Here is a 15,308-nt window from a genome sequence, read left to right as displayed (position 1 = left end):
CGTTGGAACAATATCAAATTGGTCCTTGGGAGCATCTGATTCATACCGTCCCGCCCGGCACGGTACTCGAACAATATGTGCCCCCTGAATTGGAGGAAGTAGCACGCCATGTCATGAGCCAATATGACATGTCGGTCAGCAGCATGGTGCTGATTACGTCGAAGCCCGACAAAGGCGGGGCCATCTGGAGAATCGACACCGACAAAGGCCCCCGAAGTCTCAAGGTGCTGCACCGCATTCCTTCACGCAGTCTGTTCAGCATCGGCGCCCAGCAGTATCTGGTCGAGCAAGGAGCCCGCGTGCCTGCGTTGATTCCAACGACGGGAAATGAGAATTACGTGGAAGCCGGGGGCAAGCTCTGGATTGTAACCGACTGGATCGAGCAGATGCAGCCTGTATCCAAAATCGACTTGGAAGGCGCCGCTACGCTGTGTTATGGACTTGGGGAATTCCACCTTCTGTCCAAAGGATATGTCCCTCCTGCGCGGGCAGGCAAGTCGTCCCGTCTGTACACCTGGCCAAAATACTATGAAAAAATTATTGCCAAAATCGGGTGGTTCCGGGATATTGCCAACGCCTACAATGAATTCCCTGCGAGCCAGCAATTGCTCGGCGTCGTCGATGAATTCGAGAGACAAGCGCGCGAAGCGCTGGAAAAGCTGTATGCCTCCAAATATTTCAGCATGACGGCGATGGGAGAGCCGCATTGGGGTCTCGTTCACCAAGATTATGGATGGTCGAACGGCCAGATGGGGCCAGGCGGCATCTGGGTCATCGACTTGGACGGCGTCGCGTATGATTTTCCGTTCCGTGACCTGCGGAAGCTGATCACGAGCACGATGGACGATATGGGCGTATGGGACATGGCCTGGATTCGCGGAATGATCGGCGCCTATCACCAGGCGAATCCGATGGATCGGGAAATGTTCGAGCTCCTCTGCTTGGACATGGCCTTCCCGAATGAATTCTATAAGCATGTCAAGGAAATCGTGTTCGACCCGGTGACTTTCCTCGGCATGGAGCTGGAGCCGATATTGCAGCGGGTGCTTGCGACCGAGAACACGAAATGGCAAGCGTTGGCGGAGCTGGCCGCCGATGCCGAGCAGTACGCGCCTGGCGATTACAGCACGCCTGCTCCGGCCGCTTCGTGGCAAATGGCGCTCCCTGATTCCCTCTTCAATGGAGAGGCGCTGCCAGCCGTCGAGGTTCCCGCCTTCCCGCATCCGGAGCCTCCTCCAATGGTTGCCAGCGATGCGGCGGAAGCAAATCCGGAGGCACATGCAGGCGCGCCGGATACCGTCTCAGTCGACCCGGCCGTTCCTGTGGAAGCGCCAGCCGAACCGGCGCCTGCTGAACCGGTCCATGCTGCATCGGCGCCTGCTGCTGCGGAATCCGTTGCGGCGGAACCCGTTGCTGCAGCACCTGCTCCAGCGGCACCTGCTCCAGCGGCACCTGCTCCAGCGGCGCCTGCCGCTCATCCGGTTATCCCTGCATCGGCAGCGAAGGCTGGCGCGGCTCCCGCCGTCGATCCGATACTGCCGATACTGCCGCAGGGGACCGGAACGAGCCGCCGCCGGAGAAGAACGGCGCGCCGTATTCGCCCTTCCGCCGGCAGAAAGCGACTGTCCCGGAGAAAAGGGTATCTTCGCCGCAAGCGGCGGATCGGCGCTGAGCGTATGCGCCGCGTGAAGGCAGCCCGGTTGTCGCGCCGGCACCGTTATTCCAGCCCGAGCAAGCCGCTACGCCGCGTTCGCACCGTCCGCCGTACTTCCCGCAGGAAGTACCGGTCCGGCTACACTGCCTAAGACAGGAGGAAGCATAGAACATGAATGTATTAATGATCTGTACGGAAAAGCTCCCTGTCCCTAATATTAGAGGCGGGGCCATCCAGACTTATATTGGCGGAGTAGCTCCGCAACTGGGCCAGCATCACCGTCTGACCATCCTCGGAAGAACCGATCCCGAGCTGCCGGACGCCGAAATCGTGGACGGAATTCGGTATGTCCGCGTTCCGTCGGACGGCCTGTTCGAACAGTATGCGGAAGGAGTAATCGGCTTCCTCTCCCAACAAGGGGAGCATTACGATATCATTCATATTTTCAACAGGCCGCGCCTCGTGCTTCCGGTTCGCAGCGTAGCGCCTGCTTCCCGGATTATTCTCAGCATGCATAACGACATGTTCCACCCGGCCAAGATTCATCCGGAGGAAGGCAGCGCCGCCGTCGAACAGACGGAGCGGATCATTACGATCAGCAACTATATCGGGCAGCAAATCGTCCGCTACCATCCGCATGCCGCCCCGAAGCTGCGGACGATATACTCCGGCGTTGACCTGTCTCTCTTCGCGCCGTGGATGGAATCCGACTACGCCCGCAACGAGCGGAACAGTCTGCGCGCCCAGAACCAACTGGAATCGAAAAAAGTGATCCTGTTCGTCGGCAGACTATCGCGCAACAAAGGCCCGCATGTGCTGGTGAAGGCCATGTCCCATCTCAAGCATTCGGATGCCGCCCTGGTCGTTGTGGGCGGCGCCTGGTACAGCGATAACAAGGTCAGCGATTATATCGCCTACGTCCGCGCCTTGGCCGCCCGTTGTCCCCTGCCGGTTATCACGACCGGGTATGTGCAGTCGGGCGACATCCACCGCTGGTTCTCCGCCGCAGACGTGTTCGTGTGCACCTCGCTCTGGGATGAGCCGCTGGCAAGAGTCCATTACGAAGCGATGGCTGCCGGGCTTCCATTTCTAACGACGGCACGCGGCGGCAATCCCGAGGTATTGCTGAATGACAACGGCCTGCTCATTGCCGATCCGGAGAATCCGCTCGAATATGCCGAGAAGCTGAACCATCTCCTCTCCAATATGGAGGCCAGCCGGCAGATGGGGCTGCGGGGCCGGCGGCTTGCCGAGCAGCGGTTCATCTGGCCGCGCGTCGCCCAGGAGATACTGGAGGTATGGAACGGCCAATGACGGAGAGACAGGCGCCGAAGGAATCTCGGCGCCTGTCTTAAGGGTATAGCTGCCGGAGCGCCTCGATCTCCGCCGCCAATCCCGCTTGAAGGCTAACGCGCGGATGATAGCCCAGCAGAGACTCCGCCTTCGCGATATCGGCCCACGTATGGCGGGGTTCTCCGTACGTGTCGCCTGCGTACTGTATGGCGGCCTTCTGCTGAAGCAGTTCCTCCAGCAGCGTGATGCAGGTTTTCACGGAAGCCCGCTCCCTGCCGCCGATGTTCAGTATCTCGCCGCGAATTCCATCCGCGTACACCGCGGCGGCAATCCCTTCGACACAATCCGATACATACGTGAAATCGCGGGACTGACTTCCGTCGCCATACAGCGTTATCGGGTCTCCCTGCAGCATTTGACGGATGAAGCGGTGAAACGCCATATCCGGCCGCTGTCTCGGTCCATATACGGTAAAGAAGCGAAGCACCGTGACCGGAATGCCGTCATTGTGCAAATAGACGCGGCACAGGTGTTCTCCCGTTAATTTGCTGACGCCGTACGGGGATAACGGCTTCGTCTGGGCGCTCTCATCGACCCGCCCGCTCTGCTCGCCGTAGACGGATGAGGTCGACGCATAAATAAATTTGCGCACCGGATGCTGCTTGCAGCCTTCCAGCAGGCGCTGGGTCGCCACGATGTTATGTGCGGCATATGCCGCGAATTCGGGGCCCCAGCTCGAGCGCACCCCGGGCATCCCCGCCAGATGGCAGACCACATCAATACCATCCAGCAGTTCCATCATCGGCGCATTCAGCAGATCGAGCTCATGGAAGAGAAAGCGCGGATGATCCAGCAGCGCCTGAAGATTGAGCTGCCGATTCCGGCGGGTCGTCGATGAATCGATAAATCCGTCAACGCCGATGACACTCGCCTGCTCGTCCTGAAGCAGCCTTTCACAGAGATGGGAGCCGATGAAGCCGGCAGCTCCCGTAACTAAAATGTTCACAATACGTCCCCCTCCGATGTTATGAGACGATCTTGAGGATGTCCCTGGTTGGGCGGTTGGACCCCCACTCCTTGATAATCGTAGCCCCAGGCCGCCATTTGCGCCGCATCCAGCATATTTCTGCCGTCGAACAGGCACGGCGTTCTCATCACGTTCCGAAGCTTATCCCATTCCATTGTCGAATAGGCGGGCCATTCGGTGCAGATTACGGCAGCGTCGGCTCCTTGGAGCGCCTCCTCCGCCTCCTGGCATTGGGTTAGCCGGACCGTTCGAACAGCGTCGGGAACGCGTGCGACAGGATCATGCACCTTCACGTATGCCCCATGCTTCAGCAGATAGGAGATGACCGCCAGCGAAGGCGCTTCTCTGAGATCGTCGGTTCCCGGTTTGAACGCAAGGCCCAGCACGGCTATTTTCCGTCCTTCCAGCGTCTGCAGCTTCCGGCTCAGCCGCGTCATCAGGTATAAATATTGGGTGCGGTTAATCTGAACGACCTTCTCCAGCAGCGTTAGACGCACGCCGTATTGACGAGCCGTATGCAGCAGCGCTTTGACATCTTTCGGGAAGCAGGATCCTCCATACCCTATGCCGGCCCGCAGGAAGGATCGGCCAATGCGCGCATCGAGTCCCATCCCTTCGGCGATATCGGACACTTGCACGCCGCATTGGTCGCATAACCGGGCAAGCTCGTTCATGAAGGAGATTTTGGCGGCAAGAAATGCGTTGGAAGCATACTTGATCATTTCTGCGGTAGCCGGTTCGGTATGAATGAAGGGACAAGACATCGTATGATAGAGTTGACGGACGATGCTTGCAGCTCTATCCGATTGGCTTCCGATAATGATGCGGTCGGGATGGAGCGCATCATACAGCGCGCTTCCCTCTCTGAGAAACTCCGGGTTCGAGACGACATCAAACGGCTGCTCGGAGAGCTGGCTGCCCGCGATCCAGCCGGCCACCTTGCGGTTCGTTCCCACCGGCACGGTGCTTTTGACGACGATCACTTTATACTCCTGCATGTATTCGCCTATCTGCTGCGCGGCCTGCTGAATGTAACTCAAATCCGCGCTCCCGTCGCTCCCGGACGGGGTCCCGACACATAAAAACAAGATTTGATGATCTTGAATCGCCTGCTGCGCATCGGTATAAAAACGTAAATTTCCCGACTGAACATGCTTCAGCAGCAGCCCGTCCAATCCCGGTTCATAAAAAGGAAGCTGTCCGTTCTGCATCGAGTCCAGCTTTGCCTTGTCCGTATCTATCCCCGATACCTTCCAGCCCAGCTCCGCAAAAGCCAAGGCCGTCGTTGCGCCGACATAACCGAGCCCTATAACCAAGATGTTCATTCAATCCACCTTCCCAGATGGTGTCGCGATGAAATGACGGCTCGCGATCACGTTGTTCAGTTCGGAATGCTCCAAGCTCACATCTTCCAGCACAATACTGTTCTTGACATGACAATCGATGAGACGGGCACGCGGACCGATCGTGACATACGGACCAATCGTGCAACCGCTTAATTTACAGCTCGGATCCAATAAGACCGGCGGGATAATCCGGCATCCCGGATATTCATTCTCCCGAATCGGATTCCCCGGACTCTCCAGCCCTTCCAACACCCAACGATTCGCCTCCAGCCAACGCTCCGCCGTTCCGACATCAGAATGCTTTCCATCCGTTATCGTATACGCTACCGAATAATGGTTATCAATGAGCCATTGGATCGCATGGGTGATCTCATACTCTCCCCGGGGAGAAGGGGATATGGAGTGAACCGCGCGGAAGAGAGCGGGAGTGAAAACGTACGCCCCCAGGGACGCCAGGTTGGACTTGGGCCGCTCGGGCTTCTCCTCCAGCCCGATGACAAATTCGCCCTTCACTTCGGCAATCCCATAGTCCTGCGGATACGCCACCCGGCCCAGCAGCATTCCGGTGTCATGGCCCTGGCGTGCCACCAAGTCCCGCAGTCCGGACAGAGACTGAGCAATCAAGTTATCGCCCAGAAGAAGCATGAATGGGTCCGAAGCGATAAAGCTTTCCGCTTGCTTGACTGCGTCAGCAATTCCTAGCGGGATATCCTGGTAGAGATAGGTCACCTTCATTCCCCATGCTTCACCGTTGCCCAGCTTCGCTTTGAACAACGCTTGGTGCTCGCGTTGGATAACGATTCCAATCTCTTGAATCTTCAGCTCCGCCAGTTTGTCGAGGCAATAAAATAGAAGCGGTTTATTCGCTACGGGGAGAAGCGATTTTGGAGTATCCGAGGAGAATGGCCGAACTCTGGATCCTTTGCCGGCACAGAGGATTAATCCCTTCATGACGCTCGCTCCTTTATTCGTTTCAGGCATACACCAGATTATGCTCTCCTATTCTAGCAAGTTAGGGCTACTGTTCATTCATAGGGAAAATATACTTTTGTGCATCTGGAACCCCGCGGCCAGCAAGCGTTTTTTTCCACTATCCTCCTCTCTCATTCGTCCATACCTTATCTGCTGCGAGACATAGAATAGAGGGAAAGTAAAATATCAAATTCATTCCAAGGAGAGGGTTGAGCGCAATGAGCAAGTATGAAAATGTAAAAAAGCAACTCGAAAATCTGGGAGGGTTCGACAGTATTGAGGTGGAGTATAAGGGTGGAAAAATCGTAGAGTTCGACGCCGAAGGCGGAAGCCTCGACTCTTTCCTGGAGGATATCGATTGGGACAAGGTCACCGATATCGATGTAGAGCTGGATGGCGGGGAAAAGGTTGGATTGGATTGGAATGATGAAGACGACGAAGACGAAGACGACGAGGATGAGGAAGTAAAAGACAGCGGTGACGAAGACGACGAAGAGGATGGCGAAGAAGAAGAGGACGAGGACGGCGACGAGGATGACGAAGAGGAAGACGACGAAGACGGCGACGGCGAATACGAAGAAGAAGACGACGAAGACAGCGATGACGAAGATGAAGATGAAGATGATGAAGACGGCGATGGCGAATACGATGAAGAAGAGGAAGAGGAAGACGACGACGACGATGATGACGAAGAGGACGAAGATGATGACTAATCCTTTCTTATGATTGATCCACCCAGATAAAGCCTTTTTGAAGCGCGGCTGCTTCAGAAAGGCTTTTTTCGATTACCGGTTATTCCCATATCCGCAAGGACTCGTCGGCCGGCAAACCTTGCAGCACCATTTCATCGCAGTGCAGACAGGCGATGCCAAGACCGTCAAGCTCCGTAACGGTTCCCGCCTCGTACTTGGCCCGATCAAGAATGATCTCCCCTTCCCGGTTAATGATGATCGCCCGATCCTGGTCCGCCCCCCAATCTTGACGGGAATCTCGGCCAAGCGCAAAAAAATGCCTTGACCGCATCCCTTTCATTGCTGCAGCCAAGACATTCATGTGTTTACAGGAAGACGAAAAAAATGACCGCCGCCAGCACCAAGCGGTAAATGGCGAAGGGAACGAGCTTGATGCGGTTGATCAGCTTCAGGAAAAACCGGATCGAGATCAGGGCAAAGACGAAGGCGCTGATAAATCCGATGATAAAGAAAGGCACGGCTTCCATCGTAATGGAATCCCAGCTCTTGAGCAGCGACAGGAAGCTCGCTCCCGCCATGATCGGCACCGCCATAATGAACGTGAAATCGGCCGCCGCGCGGTGGCTCATCCCGGCCAGCACGCCGCCGGAAATGGTCGACCCGGAACGGGAAAAGCCCGGCCACAGGGACAGACATTGAATCAAGCCGACAGCGAAGGCTTGTCCATATGTAATCTGATCGACCGTGTCCGCTCTCGGACGGCGCGGCCGGAACCAATCTGCCGCGATCATGAGGATGGCCCCCAGCACGAGGCCGACGACGACAGTCTTCGTCGAGAACAGGTACTCGTCAATATAGTCATTGAAGAGAACGCCGAGCACCCCGGCAGGAATGAGCCCGACGAACACCTGCAGCAGGTTCAGTCTCGGCTCGAACGGCGACCGCTCCTTCCGGCGGCCCAATCCGAGCAGACTCATGAACCGCCCCCACATGACGACGACCACCGCCAAGATGGATCCCAACTGGATGACGATCTTGAACGTATTCGCCACCGCAGGCGAGAACAGTTCCTTCGATTGGAACAAGAAATCATCGACAATAATCATATGACCGGTGGAAGACACCGGCGCGAACTCCGTTAGACCTTCCACGAGGCCCAGTACGAAGGCCACAAATGATTCCCACAAATTCAAAACTATTCACTCTCCCCAGCCATTTCCCCAGCCGTAACAAAATAAGAAACAGCAGCTTGATACACCGTTCCGGCACAGCTTGACCGCGTATTGCGCATGAGACTGCGAACCTGCAATGATGACCGATGAGTTCCGAACCGAATCCATCCCCATGGCTGCGCGGCACGATGCCAGAATCCAAATGTACAGCAAAAATGATTCGCTTGCAAGAATGAATTCACAGCCGCTCCAGGGGCGATGCCAGTTATGGAAGGATCAGATTGCAAGTAGGGCTCTCTTCATCGAACAGCTTCAGGTCCAGCAGCAGCTTGCGGGCAAGCTCCACATGCCCATGCTGATTCGGATGAATGGCGTCATTCAGCCAAGCGGAGCGCATCCGGGCTTGATCCGGCTGCCGGGTCATCCAGTGGGCATAATGATCGACGAGCACGGCATGCTCCTCCCGCGCAATCTCCCGGATGATATGTACATAATGGATCAGATCCGATCTTCTCGCCGCCTCCGCCTCGAAGATCGGATTCGGCGTCTGCAGCACGGGAATCGCGCCGATGCCGCGGATTCGTTCCATTACCCGCACGAAGCTGCCGCGGAACTTCCCTCTTCCCGCCGGCCCGCTTGTGCAGTCATTCATCCCCAGCATCAAGAACACCGCGTCCGGCCGGAATCTTGCGATTCTCTCGGCAAATCCCCGCTCGATATCTTGAATCGTGTGGCCGCTGATTCCCGTATTGATGACGACATCGTGGAAGCGCTGCAGCTCCCACCGGATTCGTTCCTGAATATGCTCCACATAATTGCGCATGCCATTCGTATGCAATGGCCCATGGGTAATGCTGTCCCCCGTGAACAGCCACAGACGCGGCTTGTCTCCATGCAGCATCTCGAATAAGCTCTCACCGTCCGGCGTCATCTTCCGTTCCCCCTCTCCCTGGAATGCGAGTGGCAGTGCCGGTCCCGCTCCCCCGCGCTGGCGCGAATTCACTGTCATTGTACCCGTTTCCGGTCCACGTGGCAATGAGCCAGCGCGGCGCTCCGGTGCCCCGGCCCGGCGGAATGCCGGACCGGGGGGCGCTTCCTCTCCCTTCCGTCATCGGATGCGATCCCTATGCCGACAGCAGCTTCGGTTCACCACAACTGGAAGCGGTCGATATGGTCGTATACGGGAATGTCGCTGTTGACTTGTTTCCATGCCGCCTGTTCATCCTTGATCATGCGCCGCGAATATTTATATTGGCTGCTGCCTCTGCCGACCTTCTTATTGCACATCCCGAGTTGAATTTTCTCGCCGAGCATCGGCTCGATATAAATCGCGTGCTCAAATACCCAATCCTCAGCACCACATTCCTCGTGAAGCCGGGAACATACGATGCAATAAAACACAGCCATTACCTCCTTGTCTCTATAGATACCCTGAGAGCGCCATTGCTGCCACGATACAGGGCCCGTCACGCTGCTGCGCCCGCTCAACGGCCCCGTTCTAGAGTTGCGACTGGTTCGTATTGCTATATAGTACAGCAAATGTTGAGAAAGTGTGCATATTTCCCCCCTGCCCGTTACCAAAAAATCAACAAAACGATCCATTTAGGCGATTCTGTTGACGTTTGCTCAACAGCGCAAGGAAGAAGCGGCCGATAGCTGTTGCCGAATGAGCACTTGTCTTGTGCCCTCTTCGGCACGCGATGGTGTCCGGATCAACATTTTTTAATGACAAAATTCGACAATTCCATTTTGTCACAACCGAGTCGCCTTGGATACTACGGATGTCCCTGTCAATCAAGGAATAACGATTGGAAAAGGGAAGCCGGCGAACAGGCCCCCTGCCGGAAGAAATACCTTCCTCCGCTTCCTTTTCATCCCGCTTTCGGGAACTTTTTATAGAGACGATGGCACTATTCGCCGAAAAAAACGGGAATTTGGCTGCATGTCAATCCATCTGCCGGCCGCCGATATTTAGCATTGTCGTTCATCAAGAGAGAACATGAACGAACATGCATAAGGGGGATGTTGCACAGGATGAGACAACAAGCATGGATGAGATGGGCTTCGATTTTGCTGGCGGCGGCCATCGCCGCAGGAAGTCCGGCAGGCTTCGCGGCCGCCCAATCGAAGGGGACGCTCCCGGTCGAAGGAGTAACGGAGCCGAGAGCCGCCAGTGCATTGGCGATGGATGAGCTTCCGCCGTCCGCGGCGCCGTTGGGCGCAGACGGGGAGATTCCGAGCGAGGCGGTCAAGTCCGCAGATGCCGGCCTCTCTGAGCCGCAGCCTCGGGCGCTGTCAAGCGAGGCGCGCACCGACAGGCAGTACAGCATGGCGGAATTGAATTCGCTGTCGTATGAGGAGCTTACGGATCTGCTCGTCCGTATCGAATGGTCGAAGATTCCGGAGCTGTTCAAGTACAATGACGATACCCGGCGTTTTTACGCGGACGAGGATCGTTTCCAAGCGATTGTGGATCGGCTGCAGGAAAGCGGCAGACAGTTCACGCCCGAGGACGATCAAGGCATTCCGACGTTGGTGGAGGTGCTCCGTTCCGGTTATTACCTCGGATATTACAACAAGGAGCTGGCCCGGATTAATGAACCGGCATTCCGGGAAAAGATGCTCCCGGCCATCAAGGCGATTATCGATAACCCGGCCTTTGCTTGGGGCAACGACTTACAGAACAAGGTTATCGGAGCGACAGGCAGAATGATCTCCAATTCTACCACCGATCCGGATACCGTGAATCGATTGACAGGGCTTCTTCAGAGCTTCAACGACCGCGCGGATGTCTTGTCCGGTGATTACGAGGCTTCCAGAGCATTCTACGAGGTGATAAAGGGTGTCGGTTATGTGCTGATGTGGCGCATGAACGAACCGGATCAGGAAGCTGCGTTCAAGGGAAGCATCGACGGCTATTTGGAGCAGTTGTTCCGGATGGCGCAGCATGGACCTGTATCGGCGGACAAGGTGTATCTGACGAATAACGCCATTTACTACACCGGTTCGCTCGGCCGTTATTACAGCGAGCCGCAGCAGGTGAACCGGGTGCTGACCGATATCATGCAGAACGCGCCGGCGCTGGGCGAGATCTACTTCGTGGCTGCCGATCAGATTGACCAGCACTATGCGGCAACGGATGCTTCCGGCCGCCGGATCGATATGGACGACTTGAAGCAGCGCGGGAAGGAACGCTATTTGCCGCAGCGGGTCGAGTTCGATGACGGCCGGTTCGTATTCCGGACGGGGAGCCAGCTGAGCGAGGAACAGCTTCAGCGCTTATATTGGGCGGCGAAGGAGGTTCAAGCCCAGTTCCACCGCGTCATCGGCAGCGATCAGCCGCTGGAGCAGGGAAATCCGGATGACGTGCTGACGGTCGTCATTTACAACAATCCGGATGAATACCGGATGAACCGGTATTTATACGGCTTCGACACCGATAATGGGGGCATTTACATTGAACCGGACGGCACGTTCTTCACGTATGATCGGACGATCGATCAGAGCATTTATAGTCTGGAAGAGCTGTTCCGGCATGAGTTTACCCATTACCTCCAAGGCCGGTACGAGGTGCCGGGCATGTGGGGCCAGGGGCCGCTGTATAAGACCGGACGCATGCAATGGTTTGACGAAGGCGGCGCCGAGTTCTTCGCCGGATCTACGCGGACGGAGGGGATTCAGCCCCGCAAGTCGGTCGTCGGCAACCTGCGCCATGACGGTCCGGGGGAGCGGTTCACCGTGGGGGATACCGTGAATTCGAAGTACGGCACATGGAAATTTTATGATTATTCCTTTGCGTTGTACGATTACTTGTACCATCAGGATTTTAGCACGATGGATCGCATTCATCAGGCCATCCGGTTCAATGATGCGGCCGCTTATGAAGGACAGCTTGCGGCGATTAGCGGAGACGCGAACATGAATGATGCCTATCAACGCTCTATCGATTCGCAGGTCACCCGCTATGACAGCTTGACGGTTCCGCTTGTGTCGGATGATTATTTGCTGGCGCCGGAGCCGAAGCCGAATCAGGAAATTTATAGCGAAATCGCAGCTGTGGCCGGACTGAAGGATACGAGCACTAAGGAGCGGGAATCGCGCTTCTTCCGGACCTTCGAGCTTCGCGGCACCTACATCGGAAGCGCCGCTGCGGGGAAAGAGCAAGATTGGCAGACGATGAACAGCTTGACGGACGGCTTCCTGCAAGCTTTGTCGGAACAGCCATGGAACGGGTATAAGACCGTCACCGCATACTTTTCCAATTATCGCGTGGACGATGCAGGACGATTCGTCTATGATATCGTGTTCCACGGCAAGCTTCCTGCAGGCGGGGATGCTGGCGAGAATCCGGACGACAACGGCGAAAAATTGCCGGATGAAGGCACCGGGAACGAGGGCAGCGAAGGAGCCGCGGATGGCGGTCATGACGGCGGACAACCGGATGCGGACCATGAGCCGAACAATACCTGGGAGCAGGCCGTTCAACTGAATGGAACAGGCAAGCCGGTATCCGGCAAGCTGAGCGATACGGATCGGGTCGATGTGTACCGTTTTGATGCCGGGAAGGATGAACAATGGAACATCGAATTGGAGACAGAGCAGGCGCAAAGCGCCACCTGGGTGCTCTACCACGAGGCTGACCTGAATAACTATGCCGCCTATCCGACGCAAGTGGAAGGAACGAGCGTAGCCGGCTCCGTAGCGGCTAAGCCGGGGACTTATTACGTGTATGTCTATGCTGTGGCGCACGGAGAGCAGTCCTATCGCTTGATCGTCCAGCCGGGAACCGATTCCGGGCAGGAGCCGGGGCTTCCTCCGTTCGAAGAGACAGAGCCGAACGATACGCCTGATATGGCCAACGGCCCGATTCCAGCAGGCCGGCCTGTCATAGGGACCCTGAACGGCAGCGATCGGCAGGATGTGTTCATCATTGACGTGGACCAACCTTCCGAGCTTCATATCGACCTGGAGCGGCAGCTTGGTTCCGGCGTAAATTGGATCCTGTACCGGGAAGGCGATACCGATCGTCCGCTCCTGTATCCGTCCGAGCTGGACGGCAACAGAATGAGTGGCGGGTTCGCGGCAGAACCGGGACGATACCATCTGTATGTCTACAAATATGCCGATGAGGATATTCACTATACGCTGCAGGTTCGGCACTAACTGAGCTGCCGTCCCGCCTCAGCGGGTATAGATAATTCTATGAAAAAGCGTGCCTTTCTCAAAAGAGAGGCGCGCTTTTTTTCATGAATCAAAGCTCAAGCACTGGCAACGAACAAAGACTTCACCCCCGGGACATGACTTTCTCGCGCAAATCCAAGAGAGTGAAGCCGCTATGTGATATTCTCCAAGAATTTTTCTTCCATAAGAAAGGACGTTTCGGATCGTTACCCCTTTACGGCGCCTTCGGTCAACCCTTTTTGGATAAACTTCGAGATGAACAGATACACGATCAATACCGGAATGACGGTCAGCGACACGGCTGTCGCCATCAGTCCGAAGTCGGTTCCATATTGAGAGCTGATCTCATTCAGCAAGGCCACAATCGGACGGACGTTTTCTTTGTTGACAAAAATCATGGCCGAGAACAAATCGTTGTACGACCACATAAATACGAATATGCTGGCGGAGGCGAACACAGGCCGCGATATCGGCACGAACACCTTCGTGAACATTTGCCAGCGGTTGCAGCCGTCAATGAATGCGGCTTCCTCCAAATCCTTCGGGATCGTGGCCATATATCCCGCGATGACCAGCGTGGCGAAGGTCAGGTTCCCCGCGGTCTGCGGCAGAATGAGACCCCAATACGTATTGACAAGGCTTGTTTTGATCAAAATCTCATATACCGGCACCACCGTGGCAAACGCCGGAATAAGCAAGGTGGCATAAAGAATCGAATAAATCGTTCTCTTGCCGCGGAATTGGAAGCGGGATAAGATATAAGCCGCCAAGCCACCGAACAGCAGCACCAAAAATACGGTGCCGAAGGACATAATCAAGCTGTTCAAATAGCTCTTCCCGATATTGATCCGGTCAAGCGCATTGGTGTAGTTCGTCATCACCGGATTCCAGGCGATGCTGAACGAGTTGTTCATGACATCCCGCGACATTTTGAAAGAGTTGTTCACAATCCAGAATAACGGATAGATTGTCGTCAAGGCCCACGCCGTCAGTACGGCATACATCAAGGCGGCGCTGAAGCTGAACCGCTTCGACTTCGCTCGGCGGGCATTGCGTTCTACGACTAAGGTTGGCTCCATCTCTGTACACCCCTATAATGCTTAGTAAGTAATCTCGTCCCTCTTCAACAGCCGATTGGCGATGAGCGCCAGCAGAACGCCGAACACGACCATGTAAATGGCGATCGTGGAACCGTAACCGAAGTTTTGATCCACCATTGCCTTTTTGTACATGTAGGTTCCGAGCACTTCCGTGCCGTTCTGCCCCTTCGTAATGACCCAGACGAATTCGAATACTTTCAGCGTCCCCGTAATCGCCAATGTAATGACGACCTTGATATCGCTCATAATGAGAGGAATGGTCAGCATCGTTGTTTTGCGGATGCCGGAAATCCCTTCCAGCTTGGCCGCTTCATAATAGTCGGACGGAATTTTGGACATGGCGGTCAGGAACAGGACAAAGTAAAAGCCGATATAGTGCCATACCGTTGGAATGGCTACGGCTCTCAGCGCATTGTTCTCATCGAGCCATAATATTTTCTCAATGCCGAAGTTCGCCAGCAGATTGTTCAACAGACCGAAATTGTAGTTGTAGAACAGCACGAACAACAGGGAAATCGCCGTTCCCGAGATGACGACAGGGAAAAAGAAAACGGTGCGGTAAAATCCCTTCAGCTTTTGAATGTTGTCGACCAGCACCGCCAGCACGAGCGCGATACCGACCTGGAACAAAATAACATAAAGCATCAATTCCAACGTGTGCAGCGTGGCCGCGCCCAGCAGCTCATCCGTGAACAGGCGCTTGTAGTTATCCCAGCCGACAAATTTCTTGTCGAAAAAACCGCTGGTGCGATAAAAGCTGAGATAGACGCTCTTGAAGAACGGATAGTAGAGAAAGACCGACATAAACGCCGCTGCAGGCAGCAAAAACAAAACAATATACTTTCGGTCGCCCTTCATATTTATCACCTTT

14 protein-coding genes are annotated in these 15,308 nt (G+C 55.6%); 4 read left to right on the top strand and 10 right to left on the bottom strand.

The genetic code is table 11. The features are described 5' to 3' along the window. Nucleotides 1–2 precede the first annotated feature (2 nt). Together OCY70_RS22140 and OCY70_RS22135 are read left to right on the top strand one after the other, a co-directional pair. Nucleotides 3–1,805, top strand: a complete 1,803-nt coding sequence (locus OCY70_RS22140; protein ID WP_261945175.1) for a CotS family spore coat protein — start codon at nucleotides 3–5, stop codon at nucleotides 1,803–1,805. Nucleotides 1,806–1,825: 20 nt separating this feature from the next. Beyond that, nucleotides 1,826–2,968, top strand: coding sequence for a glycosyltransferase family 4 protein (locus OCY70_RS22135; RefSeq protein ID WP_213428202.1), 1,143 nt, complete (start codon nucleotides 1,826–1,828; stop codon nucleotides 2,966–2,968). A 37-nt stretch (nucleotides 2,969–3,005) separates the two neighbouring features. Here the strand turns inward: OCY70_RS22135 and OCY70_RS22130 are convergent, their stop codons facing one another. Genes OCY70_RS22130 through OCY70_RS22120 form a run of 3 tightly spaced genes read right to left on the bottom strand, consistent with a single transcriptional unit; the run spans nucleotide 3,006 to nucleotide 6,271 of the window. Continuing rightward, a complete protein-coding gene (locus tag OCY70_RS22130) occupies nucleotides 3,006–3,953 on the bottom strand; it encodes an NAD-dependent epimerase/dehydratase family protein (protein WP_213428203.1) in 948 nt (315 codons plus the stop codon). Further along, nucleotides 3,950–5,299: a UDP-glucose dehydrogenase family protein gene (locus OCY70_RS22125; RefSeq protein WP_213428204.1), complete on the bottom strand. Its 1,350-nt coding sequence runs from the start codon at nucleotides 5,297–5,299 to the stop codon at nucleotides 3,950–3,952. Before OCY70_RS22125 ends, OCY70_RS22130 begins: the two co-directional genes overlap by 4 nt. Then, nucleotides 5,300–6,271, bottom strand: a complete 972-nt coding sequence (locus tag OCY70_RS22120) for a sugar phosphate nucleotidyltransferase (protein ID WP_213428205.1) — start codon at nucleotides 6,269–6,271, stop codon at nucleotides 5,300–5,302. A gap of 239 nt (nucleotides 6,272–6,510) precedes the next feature. On the opposite strand from OCY70_RS22120, the gene OCY70_RS22115 reads away from it, so the two are divergent. Then, a complete protein-coding gene (locus tag OCY70_RS22115) occupies nucleotides 6,511–7,005 on the top strand; it encodes a hypothetical protein (protein WP_213428206.1) in 495 nt (164 codons plus the stop codon). 79 nt (nucleotides 7,006–7,084) lie between these two features. Here OCY70_RS22115 and OCY70_RS22110 read toward each other — a convergent pair whose 3' ends face one another. From OCY70_RS22110 to OCY70_RS22090, 5 genes are all read right to left on the bottom strand, one after another. Then, complete coding sequence (locus OCY70_RS22110; RefSeq protein ID WP_213428207.1) at nucleotides 7,085–7,315, bottom strand: hypothetical protein; 231 nt, start codon at nucleotides 7,313–7,315, stop codon at nucleotides 7,085–7,087. 34 nt (nucleotides 7,316–7,349) lie between these two features. Then, a complete protein-coding gene (locus OCY70_RS22105; RefSeq protein ID WP_213428208.1) occupies nucleotides 7,350–8,177 on the bottom strand; it encodes an undecaprenyl-diphosphate phosphatase in 828 nt (275 codons plus the stop codon). A 244-nt stretch (nucleotides 8,178–8,421) separates the two neighbouring features. Next, a complete protein-coding gene (locus OCY70_RS22100; protein ID WP_213428209.1) occupies nucleotides 8,422–9,087 on the bottom strand; it encodes an SGNH/GDSL hydrolase family protein in 666 nt (221 codons plus the stop codon). Beyond that, complete coding sequence (locus OCY70_RS22095) at nucleotides 9,071–9,268, bottom strand: hypothetical protein (protein ID WP_213428210.1); 198 nt, start codon at nucleotides 9,266–9,268, stop codon at nucleotides 9,071–9,073. Before OCY70_RS22095 ends, OCY70_RS22100 begins: the two co-directional genes overlap by 17 nt. 34 nt (nucleotides 9,269–9,302) lie before the next feature. Next, nucleotides 9,303–9,563, bottom strand: coding sequence for a DUF3973 domain-containing protein (locus tag OCY70_RS22090; RefSeq protein ID WP_213428211.1), 261 nt, complete (start codon nucleotides 9,561–9,563; stop codon nucleotides 9,303–9,305). Nucleotides 9,564–10,190: 627 nt separating this feature from the next. On the opposite strand from OCY70_RS22090, the gene OCY70_RS22085 reads away from it, so the two are divergent. Further along, nucleotides 10,191–13,319 carry a collagenase gene (locus OCY70_RS22085; protein ID WP_213428212.1) on the top strand — a complete coding sequence of 1,043 codons (3,129 nt, stop codon included), beginning with the start codon at nucleotides 10,191–10,193 and terminating at the stop codon, nucleotides 13,317–13,319. Between the two features lie 224 nt (nucleotides 13,320–13,543). Here OCY70_RS22085 and OCY70_RS22080 read toward each other — a convergent pair whose 3' ends face one another. After that, nucleotides 13,544–14,416 (bottom strand): carbohydrate ABC transporter permease, encoded by an 873-nt coding sequence (locus OCY70_RS22080; protein ID WP_213428213.1) that lies wholly within the window; start codon nucleotides 14,414–14,416, stop codon nucleotides 13,544–13,546. A 21-nt stretch (nucleotides 14,417–14,437) separates the two neighbouring features. Beyond that, entirely contained in the window at nucleotides 14,438–15,295 is an 858-nt protein-coding gene (locus OCY70_RS22075; RefSeq protein ID WP_213428214.1) for a carbohydrate ABC transporter permease, read from the bottom strand. Nucleotides 15,296–15,308: the final 13 nt, after the last annotated feature.

Source organism: Paenibacillus melissococcoides, from assembly GCA_944800085.1.
GTDB classification, from domain to species: Bacteria; Bacillota; Bacilli; order Paenibacillales; family Paenibacillaceae; genus Paenibacillus_B; species Paenibacillus_B melissococcoides.
The sequence above is the reverse complement of the archived record's forward strand: the minus strand, read 5'-3'. Positions and strand labels throughout refer to the sequence as shown.